Consider the following 17,673-nt stretch of genomic DNA (forward strand, 5'->3'; position numbering starts at 1 on the left):
TGACGTTACCGTGCCACGGCTCCTGGACGGGGGAGCGGCGGGGCGTCTGGTGGACATGTCTGTACCCCGATCTGGGGCGCTGTCACAGCCGTCTCGGAGTATTCACAGCCACTAGCGTGAGAGAGCCTCGGAATGCAGCACGGTCGGGGTCGTCTTCTTCCGCCCTGACCCGACAGGACCTCTCTTCTCGTGTTCGCATTTGCGAGCGCTCGTCATCGAGCGCGCCCGAAGTACGCCCGCCGTCTCGCCGTCCTCGGCGCGGCCCTGATCCTCGGCGGTGTCTCCGTCGGCATCACCACGACGGCGGCCAGCGCGGCGACGTCGTTCGACCCGACCAACGTCTCCGGCTACGCGGCCGAGACCTTCACGAACGCCACGGCCTCCGGCGTGCAGGCGCCCGCCGTGCCGAACAACGGCTCGACCGTGATGACGAACTCCGCGTGCCTGACGGCCTCGTCCACCACGGGGACCGCGAGCGGGACCACGATCCCCGGGTGTGGGACCACCCCGGACGCCGCCGGCAAGGGCGCCCTGCGGCTCACCGACAAGACGCAGGACAAGGAGGGCGGCATCGGGGCAACCGGTGCGATCCCGACGGGGCAGGGCCTCGACGTGACCTTCAACTCGTACCAGTACGGCGGATCCCGGGCGGACGGCATCGTCTTCTACCTGGCCGCGACCGACCCGTACGACCCGAAGGTCCCGATGAAGATCGGTGCGAAGGGCGGCTCGCTCGGCTACTCGGCGTCGTACTTCTCCGACACCACCAACGGCACCCCCGGGCTCGCGAACGGCTACCTCGGCTTCGGCCTCGACGCGTTCGGCAACTTCCGCGCCTCCACCTACCAGGGCAAGACCTGCGCCGCGTCGAACGCTGCCCCGAGCATCTCGGTGCGCGGCCCCGGCAACGGCGTCAACGGCTACTGCCTGCTCACCCCGGACACGGACACCACCGGCACCCTCGCGAACACGAACCTCAGCTCCGGCAGCGGCGGTACTCGCGCGAACAGCACCGTGCCGGTCGAGGTCGTCGTGAACACCTCGGACACCGACGTCACGTCCTCCGGCTTCGGCGGCACCCTCACCCAGCAGACCGTCAAGGCCAAGCACTGGGCGATCATCGCCAAGCCCCTCGGCCAGACGACCACGAAGATCGTCTCCGGCGTGCTGCCGTCCCTCGCCACCACGCCCGCCGCCGGTGTCTCCTCCGACTGGTACGACCCGAACACCGGCCTGCCCTACAAGCTGACGTACGGATGGGTGGCCTCGACCGGCGGCTCGACCGACGTCCACGAGGTCAACCAGTTCACCGCGACCTCCGCGAACGGCCGCACCCCGGTGCTCTCCGGCACGGCCGAGGTCTCCGACGCCACGCCGCAGCAGGGCGCTCCCGGCACCTACACCGTGCACCCGGCCGTCACGACCGACGGGGGCGCCGAGCTCGGCAAGGTCCGCATCAGCACCACGTTCGACTCCGGCGTGACGCCGAGGTCCGGCACCTTCAGCACCGACGCGTACTCCTGCTCGACGACCGGCCAGACCGTGGTCTGCACGACACCCTCCGCGCTGAACGTCGGCGCGGGCAAGGCCCTGCCGGACCTCGCGATCCCGTACACGGGCACCGCGGCGATCGGCACCACCGTGAAGGCCGCGTCGACCATCGCCTCGACGGACGCGCTGCGCTCGGCTCCGGCCGGCGCCCAGCTCACCGTCGCGAAGGTCCCGACGACGACCACCGCCTCAGCGTCCAGCACGAAGGTCGTCGCCGGCGACTCGACCACGGTCACCGCGACCGTGGTCGACGGTTCGGGCACCCCCGTGTCGTCCGGCACCGTCACGTTCTCCGAGGGCTCCACCGTCCTCTGCGCGAACGTCGCCGTGCAGAACGGCACCGCGACCTGCGCCTACGTGCCGACGAGCAAGGGCGACCACACCATCACCGTGACGTACAACGGCGACGCCACCCACGCCGGGTCGACCGCGACCCAGGTGGTCAGCGCCTCCGCCCGCAGCACGTCCTTCTCGGTGCAGGCGTCCCCGGCGCAGGTCGAGTACGGCTCGCCTGCGACCGTGACCGCGACGGGGCTGCCCGCGGGTGCGACCGGCACCGTGACCTTCACCTCCGAGGACCCGAACGGCACGACGACCACGCTCTGCACCGTGCCGGCATCCGACGCAGCGACGGGCTGCGCGACCCCGTCGGGGTACGCGATCGGCAAGCACGTCGTGACCGCCGCGTACGAGGGCGACCAGGCCAACGCCGCATCGACCTCGACGAACGCCGCCCGCATCGTCGTCACCACGATCAGCTCGACGCCGTCGGTGACGATCGGCGGCTCCGCGTCCGCGACCACCACCTACGGCCAGACGGCACCGCTCGCGACCACGGGCCTCCCGGCCGACGCGACCGGCACGCTCACGTACTCCGTCGACGGCACCGTGCTCTGCACCGTCGCGGTCGGCAGCGGCTGCGCGACCCCGGCCGACCTGCCCGCGGGGCAGCACGTCGTGACGGTCGCGCACTCGGGCGATGCCACCCACGCCGCGTCCACCTCGGACGCCGCGACGCTGACCGTCGAGCGGGCCACGGCAACCATCACCGTCGTGCCGTCGACGACCACCCCGGTCCACGGCGACACCGTGACGTTCAGCACCGGCGGTCTGCCCGCCGGCGCATCCGGCACCGTGACGTTCCGCGACGGCACCACCGTCCTCTGCACGGCGACCATCGCCGACCAGGCGGCCTCGTGCACGCCGGCCGCGCCCCTGACCACCGGGCAGCACACGGTCACCGTGAGCTGGGACGGCGACGGGAACCACACGGCGACCACCAGCGCGCCGGTGACCCTCACCGTCGCGAAGGCGACCTCCGCGATCGGCGCGACCGTGCAGGACGCCCAGACCGCCACCGTCGCGTACGGGACGGCTGCGACGTTCCGTGCCACGGGCCTCCCGGCCGATGCCGATCCGGCCAGCACCGTGACGTTCCGCGACGCGGACGGCGCGACCGTCGCGACGGCGACCGCCGGCGACCCGACGTACGCGACCCCGACGGACCAGCCGGTGGGTGACCTCGCGCTCACGGCCACGTGGGCCGGCGACGCGGACCACACCGGCAGCACGTCCGGCGCGGCCACGCTGACGGTGACGAAGGCGACCGTCGCGATCACGCAGACGGTCGACGGCGCCACCACGTCGACGATCACGCACGGCGACACCGCCGCACTCCGCACCGTCGGCCTGCCGAAGGGCGCCACCGGCACCGTGACGTACACGGGCGTCGACCACGACGGCACCACCGTCGCGCTCGGCACCGGCGACGCCTCCACGGCGGGTGCTCCGGTCACGACGTCGAAGAAGCTCTCGACCGGCGACTACACGGTCACCGCGGTCTGGTCGGGTGACACCCGCTACACGGCGGCGACCGCGCCGACCGTCGAGCTCGTCGTCGCGCAGGCCAAGCCGACCCTGACCGGGTCCGCCGGGGGCTCGGGGCAGTCGACGTCCACGCCGTACGGCACGCCGACCACCGTCTCGGTGAGCGGCCTCCCCGACGACGCCACCGGCACCGTGACCTTCACGACCGGCACCGGCACGGACACCGTGGTGCTCTGCACCGTGACGCTGCCCGCGACCTCGTGCACGACGCCGGCCGGGCTCCCCGCCGGGACCCACGAGGTCACCGCGACCTACAGCGGCGACCACGACAACGCCCCGAACACCACGCACGACGCCGTGACCATCACGGTCGAGAAGGCCGTCGCACCGATCACCGTCGGCACCTCGGACGCCACCCCGATGTACGGCGACCCCGTCACGCTGACCGCCGGCGGCCTGCCCGCCGACGCCACCGGCAGCGTCGAGTTCCGCGACGGCGACACCGTGCTCTGCACCGCCCCGATCACGAACGGCACGGCGAGCTGCTCGCCGGACGCACCACTGACCGCCGGCACGCACGACGTCACCGCGTCGTGGCAGGGGGACGCGAACCACGCCGCCGTCACCAGCACCCCGGTGACGGTGACGGTCGCGAAGGCGACCGCGGCCATCGGCGCCACCGTCGACGGGCAGTCGACCGCCACCGTCGAGTACGGGACGTCCGCGACCGTCGCGGCCACGGGCCTCCCGGCCGACGCCGACCCGTCGTCGGTCGTGACGTTCACGACCGCGGACGGCACCGTCGTCGGGACGGCGACGGCGGCGAAGCCGACGATCACCACCCCGACCGACCAGGCCGTCGGTACCGTGCAGGTCACCGCGACCTGGAAGGGCGACGCGAACCACGAGTCCGCGACCGCTCCCGCCGTGTCGCTGACGGTCACGCCGGCCACGATCGCCCTGAAGGAGACGGTCGACCGGACCTCGCTGCGGACGATCACCTACGGGAACACCGCGGCCCTCGAGGCGTGGGGGCTGCCGACGGCGGCCACCGGCTCCGTGACCTACACGGCCGTCGACGCCCACGGCACGACGACCGAGTTCGGGACCGGCGACGCCTCCGCGACCGGGGCGCCGTTCCACACGTCGAAGAAGCTCCGCACCGGCGTGTACACGTTCACGGCGGTCTACTCCGGGGACGCCAACCACCGCGCGGCCACCGCGGAGCCCGTCACGCTCGCGGTCGCCAAGGCCTCCGCGGACCTGACCATCGTCACCGGGGCACCGGCGACGCCGTACGGCACCGGCACCTCGGTGACGATCGGCGGCGTGCCCGAGGACGCCACCGGCACGATCACGGTCGCCGCCCGCACGGGCGACACCACCGTCGTCATCTGCACCATCCCGCTGCCGGGCGACAGCTGCACCACGCCGGTCGACCTGCACGCGGGCACGTACACGCTCACCGCGACGTACTGGGGTGACGACCAGCACGAGGTCGACACCACCGCCGAGCCGGCCACGCTCACCGTGACGAAGGCCGCGACGAACGTCGGCACCGGCACGGGCGGCAGCGGGCCGCTCACCGGCACCTACGGCGACCCGGTCACGCTCCCCGTCACCGGGCTGCCCACCGACGCGACCGGCACGGTCACGTTCGAGGACGAGCACGGCGACCCGGTGTGCACGGTCACGCTCCCGGCGACCTCGTGCACCACGCCGACCGACCTGCCCGTCGGGGAGCACACGGTCACGCCGGTGTACTCCGGCGACCAGGACCACGCCGGGTCGACCGGGGCGCCGGTCACCGTCGAGATCCGGAAGGCGGCGACCGCGCTCACCGTCACGGCGAGCCCGTCGCACGTGTGGGGCTCCGCCACGCTGCTGACGATCGGCGGCCTCCCCACCGCAGCGACCGGCAGCGTCGCGCTGACCGTCGACGGGGCACCGCTCTGCACGATCACCCTGCCGGGGTCGACCTGCACGACGGACGTCATCGAACCCGGCACGGTGACGGTCACCGCGACGTGGGACGGCGACGCGACGTACCTCGGCTCGACGGCCACGACGCCCGTCACGGTAACCGCAATCCACACCGTGAACCCGACCCACGTGCAGTCGCCCTCGCGCACCGCGGGGCAGCTCGTCTGGCCGTCGGTCGTCGGCGCCGTGTCGTACCAGGTCACCATCGCGACCGACCAGGGGCTGTCGAAGGACGTCAGGACCGTCACGGTCGCGGCTCCGCTGACGGGCTCGGCGATCGACGGGCTCACGGCCGGCACGACGTACTGGTACCGGGTCACGGCGACCTCGGCCGCCGGCACGGTGCTGTCCACGCACGACGCCGTCCTGGTGACCGCGGCCGCGGCAGGGGCGACGGGCGCCGCCGGTGGTCCGACCGCCGGGCCCGCTGCCGCCATCACTCCGGTGGTGCCGCCGAGGACCCTGCAGGTGGGGCAGCTCGCCTTCACCGGTCCGACCGTGGCGGTGGGCATGATCGGCCTCGGCGCGCTCCTGCTGCTGATGGCCGGTGGGCTGCTGCTCCTGGCGCGGCGCCTCGGCGAGGAGCAGGGACCGGTCGGTCCGCTCCGGACCGGCGTCGGTGCCGTCCCGGAGCGGTAGCGCGGGCTGACGGACTGGAGGCCCGGATCACCGCCGCCGTGTGGCGGACGTGATCCGGGCCTCCCGTCTGTCGGCGCTCGCGCGCCGGGCGCTGCCGTCGTGTGCGGTGCGCTGCCGTTGGGCGGTGCGCTGCTTGCGTCCGGTGCGCTGCTTGCGTCCGGTGTCAGGCGAGCGCGTCGACGGCGGTGAGGACGGTCTGGACCTCGGTGCGTTCCGTGTAGTCGACGTGGACGTCCACGAACCGGACCACGCCGGCCGCGTCGAGGACGAAGACCGAGGGGAACGGGATCCCCGCCGTGTGGTCGGCGTTGCTGTCCGCGACGTCGAAGCCGAGCTCCGTGTGGGCCTCGCGCGCCTCCGGGCTGGGTGCCGTCAGGATGCCGAGCTCCGACGCCAGGGCGTTGCCCGGGTCGGAGCGGACCGGGAACGCCAGGTCGCCGTTCGCGATCGCCTGCTCGGACGCCTCCGGGGTCTGCGGGGAGACGGCGACGAGCTGCACGCCACGGGCGGTGAGCTCCGGGAGCAGGTCGCGCTGGTAGGTGCGGAGCGTCAGGTTGCAGTACGGGCACCAGGCGCCGCGGTAGAACACGATGACCGCCGGGCGACCGCGCAGTTCGTCGGAGAGGGTGACCTCGGTGCCCGCGGGGGTGAGGAGGGTGGCGTCGGGGAAGCGCTGCCCGACGCCGGGGACGGCGGACGGGAGGCCGTCGGCCCGGAGCGCTGCCTGCTCCTGGTCGAAGACGGCGGACAGCGTCGGGCCGATCTGGGCGGTGAAGCCCTCGTTGAACGAGGCGACCTGGTCGGCGAGCAGGGGTTCGGGCATCGGGACTCCTCCGGGAGCGGGCCGGCGCGGGTCGCCGGTTCCCGGAGCATAGGCACGCCGGTGCGTCGTGTGACACGGGTGGTGTCACGGGGTGTCACATCGCGGTCGCGGGTCGCGCGTGCGCTTCAGAACAGCGTGGCGTCCGTGGCTGGCTCGCGCGGCTCGTCGTGGTCCACGGGGTCGATCAGGTGGGGGCCGTCGTTGCGGACGCTGTTGACCGTGCGGGCGACCTCGTACTGCTCCAGGCCGGCGGCGACCGCGAGGGACTCCCGGTCGAGCAGGGCGAGGAGGTCGTCGGTGCTCGGGCCCGTGCTCTTGCCGGTGCCGGTGCCGGTGCCTTCGCCGGTGCGCTCGCCGCCGTCGCCGAGCCAGGCGTCGTAGCCGTCCGGGGTGAGGAACGCCGGCATCCGGTCGTGCACCTCGCCCGGGGCGACGTGGGCGTCGCGGGTGATGATCGCCAGCGACAGCCGCCACTTGTCCGGGTCGTCCTCGGGCTTGGTCGGGTCGGGCCATGCGCTCACGAGGCCGGCCATCGCGAGGGCGCCGCCCGGTTCGTGCACGAAGTGTGGCTCCTTGCCGTCCTCGCGCACGACCCACTCGTAGTAGCCCAGCGCGGGGACGATGCACCGGCTCGTCGCGAACGCCCGCTTGAACATGCCGCTCGTCGCCACGGTCTCGATGCGGGCGTTGATCGGCTTCGGGCGCTGCCGGGTGAAGTCCTTCGCCCAGCTCGGCACGAAGCCCCAGCTGATCGCGGCGAGTTCCCGGTCGCCGTGGCGCTGTCGGACGGCGGACACCGGGTCGGTCGGAGCGACGTTCCAGCTCGTGAGCAGACCGGTGCCGACGACGCCGGTGTCCTCGTCGACGTGCTCGGTGCGGTCGGCGAGCTCGCCGATGAGCTCGGGGAGCAGGTCAGCGGTGGTGTCGGAGACGACGAAGCGGCCACACATGGGTCCAGTGTGCCGCGGGGCACCGACGTGCGCTCGGCCCGGACACGCCCGACGCGTCCGCTCCCGGTCGTCCGCGGTCCGCACCGGGGAGCCGCTCGTCAGCATTCGTCCAGACAGGGGCGGTCATCTGCTGCCATGAGTCTCGACATCGTCTACACCGCCGTCGCCCACGCCTCCGGAGGCGGCCGCGACGGGCACGTCCGCAGCGAGGACGACCGGCTCGACCTGGACACCCGTCCGCCGAAGGAGATGGGCGGCAGCGGCGAGGGCACCAACCCCGAGCAGCTCTTCGCCGCCGGGTACGCCGCGTGCTTCCTCGGCGCACTGCACGCCGCCGGCCGCGAGCTCTCGCTCGACACCACCGGCGCCGAGGTCTCGGCCGAGGTCGGCATCGGCGGGAACGGCTCCGGCGGCTTCGGCCTCGCCGTGGAGCTCGACGTCTACGTGCCGAGCGTCGACGGACCCGCGCGGCAGCGGCTGGCGGAGCGGGCGCACGAGATCTGCCCGTACTCCAACGCCACGCGCGGCAACATCACCGTGACGCTGTCGCTCGTCGACTGAGGTGGCCTTCCCCGTGACCCCGGCCCTGGACGCAGGCGCTCGCTGCCCGTGCCTGAGCGGCAATCCCTACGGCGAGTGCTGCGGCCCCCTGCACGCCGGAGCCGCGGCCCCGACGGCGGAGCGGCTGATGCGCTCCCGGTTCTCGGCGTTCGCGCTCGGTCTGCCCGAGTACCTGCTGCTGTCGTGGCACCCGAGCACGCGGCCCGCGTCGCTCGAGCTCGACGAGGACCAGCGCTGGACGCGCCTCGACGTCCTGGACACCCGGGATGGAGGCCCGTTCGACTCCGCCGGGCAGGTCACGTTCCGAGCGTGGTGGCGCTCGCCGGAGGACCGCGGAACCCTGCAGGAAGCGAGCCGCTTCGTGCGCGAGCAGGGGCGCTGGTTCTACGTCGACGGGGTCGTCGCGGAGGGCTGACCGCCGGCCTCAGGCGCCGATGTGCTCCGGCAGGCCCACCGAGGTGCGCATGGCCCGGCGGACGGCGGCCTCGTCGGGCAGGAGCTCGTCGTCGTCCCCGGAGAGGAAGAACCGGATCTGCCCGATCGCCTGCTCCGCCAGCATGTCGAGGCCGTTCAGCACCCGACCACCCGCGCCCTGCCACCGTGCAGCGGCAGCGGTCGGCCACGGCTCGTACGCCACGTCGAACAGCAGCGCGTCGGGGCCCGACGGCGTCAGCGGCAGGTCGTCGGCGGCGCCACCGGGGAGCGTCGAGACGACGAAGCCCTGCGGCCCCGCCTGCTCGAGGTCGTCGAGGGGGTGCACCTCGAGCGAGACGCCGAGCCGGGTCGCGAGCGTCACGAGGTCCCGCGCCTTCGCCGTGTCGCGGAGGAACACCCGGACGAGTCGGGCGCCGAGCCGCAGGGACGCCGTGAGAGCGCTCGCCGCCGTGGCGCCGCCGCCGAGGATCGTGGCCTCGCCCGGGACGTGCCCGAGCGCCTCGACGGGACGGACGATCCCCTCGACGTCGGTGTTCGCGCCGGCCCGGACGACACGGTCCCCCTCGGTGCGGAAGGCGAGCGTGTTGGCGACCCCGAGTTCGTCGACGAGCGGCGTCGTGCGGTCGAGCATCGGCAGGACCTCGCGCTTGAGCGGCATCGTCAGGCTGAGCCCGCGCTGCTCTGGACCCAGCCCCGCGACGAACGCGTCCAGCTCGCCGGACGCGACCTCGTGCCTCCCGTACGTGAACGGGACCCCGAGCACCTCGTAGGCCGCACGGTGCAGCGCGGGGGAGAGCGAATGCGCGATCGGTGAGCCGATCACGGCGAGGTGGGTGCGGTCGGGATCCGAGTACGTCGTTGCCACGATGCGTCAGCGTAATCGCGCTGGCTGGGCGCCCAGCCGTTAGGGTAGCCTTACCTACGTGATCCGTTCCTCCCTCTCCAAGCGGCGCTTCGGCCGCGTGCTCGCCGCGGCCGGTGCCGTCGTGGCTGCCTCGCTCGTCCTCGCCGGCTGCGCTTCCGGCTCGTCCACCACGTCGTCGTCGGCCTCGAGCTCGTCGTCGGACGGGGCCTTCCCCGTGAAGATCGCGACGGCGATGGGCACGACGACGATCGACTCGCAGCCGAAGCGCGTCGTCGCGCTCGGGTGGGGTGACGCCGAGACGGCACTCGAGCTCGGCGTGCAGCCCGTCGGCGCGAGCGACTGGCTGGCGTTCGGTGGCGACGGGGTCGGGCCGTGGCTCAAGGGGGCTTACAAGAAGTCGCCGAAGATCATCAACACCCTCGAGCCGAGCTACGAGGACATCATCAAGCTCAAGCCGGACGTCATCCTCGACGTGAAGTCCTCCGGCGACAAGGACCGCTACGACAAGCTGTCCGCGATCGCGCCGACCGTGGCCGTGCCGAAGGGTGCCGCGAACTACCTCGCCTCGACCAAGCAGCAGACCACGATGATCGCGAAGGCGCTCGGCAAGGTCGCCGAGGGCAAGAAGCTACTCGCCGGCGTCGACTCCGCCTACGCCGCAGCGCGCAAGGCACACCCCGACTTCACGGGCAAGACCGCCGTCATCGGTGCCTACACGTCCGAGGGCTTCGGGGCGTACGCCTCGGCCGACAGCCGCGCGCAGTTCATGCAGCAGCTCGGGTTCACGATCCCGTCGAAGATCGACCAGGAGGCCGGCAAGGAGTTCTCCGTGCACCTGTCGAACGAAAACCTCGACCTGCTCGACGCCGACCTGACGGTGATCCTGCCGATCTACGTGAAGGCATCGGCGGCGGAGTCCGACCCGCTGTTCCAGAAGGTCCCCTCGGTCGAGGCCGGCCACTACATCGTGTTCGACGACCAGGACGTGTCGTCGGCGTTCTCGATGGGGACGACCGCTGCGATCGAGTGGGCGCTGAAGCGTCTGCCGGACCAGTTCCAGGCGAAGCTGGGCTGACGCCCGGGAGCTCCGATGCTCGGAGGCCCGACTCGTCGCCCATGGGACCGGATGCGGTCCTGTGGGTGGTGGGTCGGGCCTCCCGTGCGTTGCGGCCACCGGTGCACGGTGCACGGTGCACGGTGCGGGGTTGCGTGGGGCGCGCGGGGGCGGTTGTCGCACGGTGCGGGGTTGGCTGGGCGCTCGTGCGGGCGGTTCTCGCACGGTGCTGGGTTGCTCCGCGTGGTGCGGGGTTGGTCGCTTGGTGCCGCGCAACGTCCGCGCACGGAGCGTGTACCGGCGCACGGGGTGACGACCTGCGCACGGTGCGGAGGGCGTGCCCGCGGAGAGCAGGCGGCGCCGTCCTCGCACGGTGCGGCGTTGCTGCTCGGTGCGGAGTTGGTCGGGCGGTGCCGCGCAACGACCTCGCACGGGGCGGGCAACGGCGCACGGTCAACCAACGGTGCACCGTGCTGAGAGCACGGTGCGGAGTTCGGGGCTCGGTGCGCTGCTCGCGAGAGGCGACCGCGAGGGTCAGCTGGCGAACATCGACCCGAGGAACGCGAAGAGCAGCGTGATGAGCGGGAACGCTCCCTGCAGGAACGCGGAGTTGAGGTAGCGGCGACCCGTGCCGGCGAGGACGACCGCGGCACCGAGCATGCTGGCGGTCGCGAACACGACGAGCGTCCACCCGGTGGCGCCGTTGCCCGCGATCACGAAGACGACACCGAGGATCGCGCCGATCGCCAGGAACAGGTTGTAGAAGCCCTGGTTGAACGCCAGACCCCTGGTGGCACGGGCCTCCGCGTCCGAGGCGATGCCGAAGATCTTGCGCACCCGTTCACTCGTCCACGCCACCGACTCGAGGAAGAAGATGTACACGTGCACCAGTCCGGCGAGGACTGCGAACACGCTCGAGATGACGAGGAGGGCCGACATGGACCCCATTCTCCCAGCCTTCTGCACCACTGCGTAACCGACACCTGGGGGCCAGGGTGCGGCCGTTAGGCTCGGGACATGAGCGAGTACGACGAAGTGGCCGTTGCGGAACTGCAGAGCATCCGCCAGAGCATCGACAACATCGACGCCGCCGTGATCCACATGCTCGCCGAGCGCTTCAAGTACACGCAGCGGGTCGGGTACCTCAAGGCCAGCGCCGGGATGCCCGCAGCCGACCCGGCGCGCGAACAGGTGCAGGTCGCCCGACTCCGGTCGCTCGCGGCGGAGTCGCACCTCGACCCGGCGTTCGCGGAGAAGTTCCTGAACTTCATCGTCGCCGAGGTCATCCACCACCACGAGCAGATCGCCGAGGGCGAGGCGTGACGCTCCCGCAGCTCCCCACCCTGCTCGTCGGCTCGTACACCGCGACCGGCGGCGGCACCGCGACCGGGATCTCGATCGTCGAGAACGGTGTCGCCTCGACCGTGGCGGTGCTCGACGACCCCTCGTTCCTCGCCGTCTCCGGCGACCGCGTGTACGCCGTGTCCGAGACCGCCGACGGCAGCGTCAGCGCGTTCCGCCGCACGGAGCACGCGCTCGAGCACCTGTGGGACGCACCCTCCGGCGGGGACGCGCCGTGCCACGTTCGGGTCGACCCGTCCGGTGCCCTCGTGCTGACGAACTACGTCTCCGGAACCGTCACCGCGGTCTCCCTCGCCGCAGCCGAGTCGTACGCGGCGTCGGTGCTCGCGAGCGACGGCGTCGTCGGAGCGCACGGTGCCGGGGACGTGAGCGTCGAGGTCCACGGCGCGGGGGACTCCGTCGTCGTGCCGCCCTCCGCGTTCGACATCGCGGTGCTGCCCGACACCGTCGGCCCCGTCGAGGACCGGCAGGAGGGACCGCACGCGCACCAGTCGATCGCGACGCCCGACGGCACGCTGCTCGTCGCGGACCTCGGCGGCGATGCGCTGCACGAGTTCCGCGTCGACATCGGTGCGGACGCAGACGCGGTCACGCTGCAGCTCGTCCGGGTGCACCACGTCGGCCCCGGCGTCGGTCCGCGGCACATGGCCTGGTACGACGGAGACCTCGTGGTCGCCGGGGAGCTCGACGGTCACGTGTACCGGCTGCGCCGCGACGAGTCGGGATCGTTCCGGGTCATCGCCTCGGCCCCGACCTTCGACGGCGCCGTGGGGGAGTCCCTGCTGAGCCACATCGAGGTCGACGACGACGGGCGCGTGTTCGTCGCCGTGCGCGGTCGGGACCTCATCGTCACGCTCTCCGCGGCCGACGGCGGGCTCGAGTTCGTCGGATCGGTGTCCTGCGGGGGCGTTTGGCCGCGACACTTCGCACTGGTGCCCGGCGCCGTGCTCGTCGCGAACCAGATGTCGAACGGGATCGCTGTCCTGCCGCTCGGGGACGACGGGGTGGTCGGCGAGGCCGTCGGCCAGATCGCCGTCGGCAGCCCCGCCTGCATCGTGGCCGTCTAGCGAGCTGCCCGGCTGCGTGCGCCGCTCGGCTGCGTGCGCCGCTCGGCGCCGAGCAGCGACTCCACGGCGTCACCGACACCTCACGCCCGCGAGACCGCGTGAAGTGTCGGTCAGTGCGTGAGGTCGTCGACGACGCAGGCGCGCGGCCCAGCGCCGGGCGCGCGGCCGCGGCTGACCAGCCACGCCCGCCCGGCGTCAGCGCTCGATGACGTTCTCGAACGGGCGGCCCTCGGCCAGCGCGGCCACCTGCCGCCGCATCAGCGTGATCGACCGCGGGACGCTGAGGTCCGTGTTCCCGCCCACATGCGGCGTCAACACGGTGTTCGGCGTCGTCCAGAGCGGGTGCCCCTCGGGCAACGGCTCCGGATCGGTGACGTCGAGCGCTGCCGAGAGCCGACCGCTCGTGAGCTCCGCGACGAGGGCATCGGTGTCGACGACCTTGCCGCGCGCGACGTTCACCACGAGTGCGCCGTCCGGCAGTGCGGCGAGGAGATCCGCGTCGACGAGCCCTTCGGTCTCGTCCGTCAGCGGGGCGATGAGCACGAGGACTTCCGTCGTGCGGGCGATCGACGGCAGGTCACCGAAGGCATGCACCTGCCGGCCGTCCTGCTCCCGAGCGGTCCGCGCGACGACCGTCACCTCGGTGTTGAACGCCTCGAAGCGCGTCGCGATGGCGCTGCCGATCGCGCCGTAGCCCACCACGGTCACCCGCCGGTCCGCCAGCGACCGTGTCTGCCGAGCGTCCCAGACGCCGTCGGCCCGGTCGAACTGGAACTGGCCGAGCTCCCGGAGGGACGTCAGCGCGAGCCCGACCGCGAGCTCGGCCGTCTCGTCGTCGTGGATGCCCCGACCGTTCGCCAGCAGAGCGTGACCAGGGACGTGCGGCACGGCGTGCTCGTACCCGGCGCTCGGCAGCTGCAGCAGCTCCAGGTTCGGTAGGTCGTGGACGTACTGCCACCGATGCCGCCCCTGGAAGTAGAACGGCAGGAACGTGATCGCGACCTGGTCGGGGTGCGGGTAGGGCGCCTCGACGTCCCACACGTCCAGCTCGACGCCGTCCGGGACGGAGCCGAACCGGTCGACGAGCTCGGCGAACGGCAGCGTGACGATCGACATCGCTGCCGCTCAGCCGTCGGTGCGCGGAGAGAACGTGCCGTCCGAGGCGAGCGGGCCGCGGCCCAGGACGCCCTCGGTCACGGTCTCCTCGATGACGTCGCCGAAGCGGGTCGGCAGCGTCGCACCGTGCGTGCCCCGGAGCTCGTCGACGCTCGCCTCGAACGCACCCTGGACCTCGAGCGCCTGCGAGGCACCGTCGGTCACGCCGATACGGAGCACCGGGAAGCCCCGGCCGTTGCACAGGCCCTGGAAGCGGACGTCGTCCTCGCGCCGGACGGTGACGATGACGCGGCCGGTCGACTCCGAGAACAGGGCGGTGGCGGTGTCGACGCCGTCGCGGGTCTCGAGCTCGTCGAGCACGACCCGCGCACCGACGCCGAAGCGCAGCACCGACTCGGCGAGCGCCTGACCGAGGCCACCGTCCGCCAGGTCGTGGGCACTCGTCAGCAGCTGCTCGTCCGCGGCCGCGTGGAGCAGCTCGGCGAGGGCCTTCTCGCGGTCGAGGTCGACCGCCGGCGGACGCCCACCGAGGTGCCCGTGCACGGTGCCCGCCCACGCGGAGCCGTCGAGCTCGAGGCTCGTCGTGCCGAGCAGGTAGATGTTGTGGCCGTCGTCCTGCCACCCCGAGGGGATGCGCTTGGCGACGTCGTCGATGATCCCGAGGACACCGACGACCGGGGTCGGGTGGATCGGGGTCGTGCCGGTCTGGTTGTAGAACGACACGTTGCCGCCCGTGACCGGGATGCCGAGCTCCATGCAGCCGTCGGCGAGGCCCTCGACGGCCTCGGAGAACTGCCACATGACCTCGGGGTTCTCCGGCGAGCCGAAGTTCAGGCAGTCGGTGACCGCGGCGGGGACCGCACCGGTCACGGCGACGTTCCGGTAGGCCTCGGCGAGGGCCAGACGTGCGCCCTGCTTCGGGTCGAGCTGGCAGTAGCGGCCGTTGGCGTCCGTCGCGATGGCGACGCCGAGCCCGGTCTCCTCGTCGACGCGGATCATGCCGCCGTCGTCGGGGAAGGAGAGCGCGGTGTTGCCGAGCACGTAGGTGTCGTACTGGTTCGTGACCCAGTTCTTCGACGCCAGGTTCGGCGAGCCCAGCAGCTGCAGGAACTGGGCCTTGAGCGCGGGGCCGCTGTCCGGACGGTCGAGTGCCGCGGCGGAGTCCGCCTGCAGCGCGTCGATCCAGGTCGGGTAGGCGACAGGACGGTCGTACACGGGGCCGTCGACGGCGACCGTGCGCGGGTCGACGTTCACGATCTCCTGGCCCTGCCAGTCGATGACGAGTCGGCCGGTGCCGGTGACCTCGCCGAGGACGCTGGTCTCGACCTCCCACTTGGCGACGACGGCCAGGAAGGCGTCGAGCTTCTCCGGCGTGACGACCGCCATCATGCGCTCCTGGCTCTCCGACATGAGGATCTCCTCGGCGGTGAGCGTGGGGTCGCGGAGCAGGACGTCGTCGAGCGAGATGTGCATGCCGCCGTCACCGTTGCTGGCGAGCTCCGAGGTGGCGCAGGAGATGCCAGCGGCACCGAGGTCCTGGATGCCCTCGACGAGCTCCTTCTGGAAGAGCTCGAGGCAGCACTCGATGAGGACCTTCTCGGCGAACGGGTCGCCCACCTGGACGGCGGGACGCTTGGTCGGACCGCCCTCGGTGAAGGTGTCGGACGCCAGGATCGACGCGCCGCCGATGCCGTCACCGCCGGTGCGTGCGCCGAAGAGCACGACCTTGTTGCCGGCGCCGGACGCGTTGGCGAGGTGGAGGTCCTCGTGGCGGAGGACGCCGACCGCGAGCGCGTTGACGAGGGGGTTGCCCTGGTACACGGAGTCGAAGTAGGTCTCGCCGCCGATGTTCGGCAGGCCCAGGCAGTTGCCGTAGAACGAGATGCCGCCGACCACGCCGTGCACGACGCGCGCGGTGTCCTCGTGCTCGACGGCGCCGAAGCGGAGCTGGTCCATCACGGCGACCGGACGCGCGCCCATCGAGATGATGTCGCGGACGATGCCGCCCACGCCCGTGGCAGCGCCCTGGTACGGCTCGACGTAGGACGGGTGGTTGTGCGACTCGACCTTGAAGGTCACCGCCCAGCCGTTGCCGACGTCGACCACGCCGGCGTTCTCGCCCATGCCGACCATCAGGTTCTTGGTCATCTCCGGCGTGACCTTCTTGCCGAACTGCCGGAGGTAGTTCTTGCTCGACTTGTACGAGCAGTGCTCCGACCACATCACGGAGTACATCGCCAGCTCGCCCGAGGTGGGGCGGCGGCCGAGGATCTCGCGGATCTTCGCGTACTCGTCCGCCTTCAGCCCGAGCGCCTCGTACGGCTGCTCCTTGTCGGGCGTCGCGGCGGCGTCCTGCACGGTGTCGGGCTTCGGGCGAACGTGGGTCGTCACGGTGTTGTCATTCCCTGTCACTGGAGTCGGTGCCGCGGTCACTTGACGAGCGTCGACTCGATCACGGAGGTGAAGAAGGTGAGGCCGTCCGTGCCGGAGGCCATGGCAGCGGGCGTGTCCGGCCCGAACCCGGGCTCCGTCGCGTGCTCGGGGTGCGGCATCAGGCCGACGACGTTGCCGCGCTCGTTCGAGACGCCGGCGATGTCGTCGATGGACCCGTTCGGGTTCACGCCGACGTAGCGGAACACGACCTGGCCGTTGTCCTCGATGCGCTTGATCTCGTCGGCGTCGGCCACGAAGCGGCCGTCGGCGTTCTTCAGCGGGATGGTGATCTCCTGCTGCGCCGTGAAGCCGGACGTCCACGCGGTGGCGGTGGTCTCGACGCGGAGCTTCTGGTCGCGACGGATGAACTGCTGGTGCGCGTTCCGGGTGTGCGCCCCGGGGACCAGGCGCGCCTCTGCCAGCATCTGGAAGCCGTTGCAGATGCCGAGCACCGGCATGCCCTTGCCCGCGGCGTCGATGACCTCGGCCATGATCGGGGCCTTCGCCGCGATCGCACCGGCACGCAGGTAGTCGCCGTAGGAGAACCCGCCCGGCAGCACGATCGCGTCCACACCCTGCAGGTCGTGGTCGCCGTGCCAGAGCGCGACGGGGTCGGCACCGGCGAGACGGACCGCACGCTGGGCGTCGCGGTCGTCGAGCGAGCCGGGGAACGTGATGACGCCGATGCGCATCGCGGTCACTCGGCGCTGCTGTGCTCGGCGACGCTGACCGAGACCACGTCTTCGATCACGGCGTTGGAGAAGATGTCCGCAGCGATCTCGCGGACCTCGGCGAGCTTGGCGTCGTCGACGGGACCGTCGACGGTCACCTCGAAACGCTTGCCGATGCGGACGTTGGTGAGGTCGTTCTTGCCGAGGCGGGCGAGGGCATTGCCCACCGCCTTGCCCTGGGGGTCGAGGATCTCGGCCTTCGGCATGACCTCGACGACGATCGTTGGCACGTGTTCACTCCAGCACGGGGGGTCGGGTGGGACCCGAACAGTCTAT

Annotated in this window: 14 protein-coding genes; 6 read left to right on the plus strand and 8 right to left on the minus strand. The window is 72.1% G+C overall.

Annotated elements, in window-relative coordinates; genetic code table 11:
* The first annotated feature begins 189 nt into the window (after positions 1-189).
* A complete protein-coding gene (locus tag FS641_RS07690; protein WP_144762337.1) occupies positions 190-6,000 on the plus strand; it encodes an S-layer family protein in 5,811 nt (1,936 codons plus the stop codon).
* A gap of 163 nt (positions 6,001-6,163) precedes the next feature.
* Here the strand turns inward: FS641_RS07690 and FS641_RS07695 are convergent, their stop codons facing one another.
* Together FS641_RS07695 and FS641_RS07700 are read right to left on the minus strand one after the other, a co-directional pair.
* Positions 6,164-6,823, minus strand: a complete 660-nt coding sequence (locus FS641_RS07695; protein ID WP_144762340.1) for a peroxiredoxin-like family protein — start codon at positions 6,821-6,823, stop codon at positions 6,164-6,166.
* Positions 6,824-6,948: 125 nt separating this feature from the next.
* Positions 6,949-7,773: an SOS response-associated peptidase gene (locus tag FS641_RS07700; RefSeq protein ID WP_144762343.1), complete on the minus strand. Its 825-nt coding sequence runs from the start codon at positions 7,771-7,773 to the stop codon at positions 6,949-6,951.
* A gap of 135 nt (positions 7,774-7,908) precedes the next feature.
* Between FS641_RS07700 and FS641_RS07705 the strand changes: the two genes are divergently transcribed.
* Together FS641_RS07705 and FS641_RS07710 are read left to right on the plus strand one after the other, a co-directional pair.
* Complete coding sequence (locus FS641_RS07705; RefSeq protein WP_144762346.1) at positions 7,909-8,334, plus strand: organic hydroperoxide resistance protein; 426 nt, start codon at positions 7,909-7,911, stop codon at positions 8,332-8,334.
* A 25-nt stretch (positions 8,335-8,359) separates the two neighbouring features.
* The gene (locus tag FS641_RS07710; RefSeq protein ID WP_144762890.1) at positions 8,360-8,749 is read left to right on the plus strand and encodes a YchJ family protein; all 390 of its coding nucleotides are present in this window, start codon (positions 8,360-8,362) and stop codon (positions 8,747-8,749) included.
* 9 nt (positions 8,750-8,758) lie between these two features.
* Here FS641_RS07710 and FS641_RS07715 read toward each other — a convergent pair whose 3' ends face one another.
* Positions 8,759-9,634, minus strand: coding sequence for a shikimate dehydrogenase (locus tag FS641_RS07715; RefSeq protein ID WP_144762349.1), 876 nt, complete (start codon positions 9,632-9,634; stop codon positions 8,759-8,761).
* A gap of 58 nt (positions 9,635-9,692) precedes the next feature.
* On the opposite strand from FS641_RS07715, the gene FS641_RS07720 reads away from it, so the two are divergent.
* Positions 9,693-10,709, plus strand: coding sequence for an iron-siderophore ABC transporter substrate-binding protein (locus FS641_RS07720; protein WP_260855731.1), 1,017 nt, complete (start codon positions 9,693-9,695; stop codon positions 10,707-10,709).
* 513 nt (positions 10,710-11,222) lie between these two features.
* Here the strand turns inward: FS641_RS07720 and FS641_RS07725 are convergent.
* Positions 11,223-11,627 carry a DUF1304 domain-containing protein gene (locus FS641_RS07725; protein WP_144762352.1) on the minus strand — a complete coding sequence of 135 codons (405 nt, stop codon included), beginning with the start codon at positions 11,625-11,627 and terminating at the stop codon, positions 11,223-11,225.
* Positions 11,628-11,705: 78 nt separating this feature from the next.
* On the opposite strand from FS641_RS07725, the gene FS641_RS07730 reads away from it, so the two are divergent.
* Together FS641_RS07730 and FS641_RS07735 are read left to right on the plus strand one after the other, a co-directional pair.
* Positions 11,706-12,011 carry a chorismate mutase gene (locus FS641_RS07730; protein ID WP_144762355.1) on the plus strand — a complete coding sequence of 102 codons (306 nt, stop codon included), beginning with the start codon at positions 11,706-11,708 and terminating at the stop codon, positions 12,009-12,011.
* Positions 12,008-13,117 (plus strand): beta-propeller fold lactonase family protein, encoded by a 1,110-nt coding sequence (locus tag FS641_RS07735; RefSeq protein ID WP_144762357.1) that lies wholly within the window; start codon positions 12,008-12,010, stop codon positions 13,115-13,117. Before FS641_RS07730 ends, FS641_RS07735 begins: the two co-directional genes overlap by 4 nt.
* Positions 13,118-13,312: 195 nt before the next feature.
* Here FS641_RS07735 and FS641_RS07740 read toward each other — a convergent pair whose 3' ends face one another.
* The 4 genes from FS641_RS07740 to purS are packed head-to-tail and all read right to left on the minus strand — an operon-like array spanning position 13,313 to position 17,627.
* On the minus strand, positions 13,313-14,233 hold the full coding sequence (locus tag FS641_RS07740) for a 2-hydroxyacid dehydrogenase (RefSeq protein ID WP_144762360.1): 921 nt from the start codon (positions 14,231-14,233) through the stop codon (positions 13,313-13,315).
* A 9-nt stretch (positions 14,234-14,242) separates the two neighbouring features.
* The gene (gene purL / locus FS641_RS07745; protein ID WP_260855732.1) at positions 14,243-16,624 is read right to left on the minus strand and encodes a phosphoribosylformylglycinamidine synthase subunit PurL; all 2,382 of its coding nucleotides are present in this window, start codon (positions 16,622-16,624) and stop codon (positions 14,243-14,245) included.
* Between the two features lie 38 nt (positions 16,625-16,662).
* Complete coding sequence (purQ, locus tag FS641_RS07750; protein WP_031263015.1) at positions 16,663-17,358, minus strand: phosphoribosylformylglycinamidine synthase subunit PurQ; 696 nt, start codon at positions 17,356-17,358, stop codon at positions 16,663-16,665.
* A gap of 5 nt (positions 17,359-17,363) precedes the next feature.
* Positions 17,364-17,627, minus strand: a complete 264-nt coding sequence (gene purS, locus FS641_RS07755) for a phosphoribosylformylglycinamidine synthase subunit PurS (protein WP_056123105.1) — start codon at positions 17,625-17,627, stop codon at positions 17,364-17,366.
* Between the last annotated feature and the right edge of the window lie 46 nt (positions 17,628-17,673).

Source organism: Curtobacterium sp. 9128, from assembly GCF_007673775.1.
Classification (GTDB): domain Bacteria; phylum Actinomycetota; class Actinomycetes; order Actinomycetales; family Microbacteriaceae; genus Curtobacterium.

Bases quoted from the DNA above. Each gene is read 5' to 3' on its own strand.
- FS641_RS07695 (WP_144762340.1), bottom strand. From the start codon at position 6,823: ATGCCCGAACCCCTGCTCGCCGACCAGGTCGCCTCGTTCAACGAGGGC.
- FS641_RS07700 (WP_144762343.1), bottom strand. From the start codon at position 7,773: ATGTGTGGCCGCTTCGTCGTCTCCGACACCACCGCTGACCTGCTCCCC.
- FS641_RS07705 (WP_144762346.1), top strand. From the start codon at position 7,909: ATGAGTCTCGACATCGTCTACACCGCCGTCGCCCACGCCTCCGGAGGC.
- FS641_RS07725 (WP_144762352.1), bottom strand. From the start codon at position 11,627: ATGTCGGCCCTCCTCGTCATCTCGAGCGTGTTCGCAGTCCTCGCCGGA.
- FS641_RS07730 (WP_144762355.1), top strand. From the start codon at position 11,706: ATGAGCGAGTACGACGAAGTGGCCGTTGCGGAACTGCAGAGCATCCGC.
- FS641_RS07740 (WP_144762360.1), bottom strand. From the start codon at position 14,233: ATGTCGATCGTCACGCTGCCGTTCGCCGAGCTCGTCGACCGGTTCGGC.
- purQ (WP_031263015.1), bottom strand. From the start codon at position 17,358: ATGCGCATCGGCGTCATCACGTTCCCCGGCTCGCTCGACGACCGCGAC.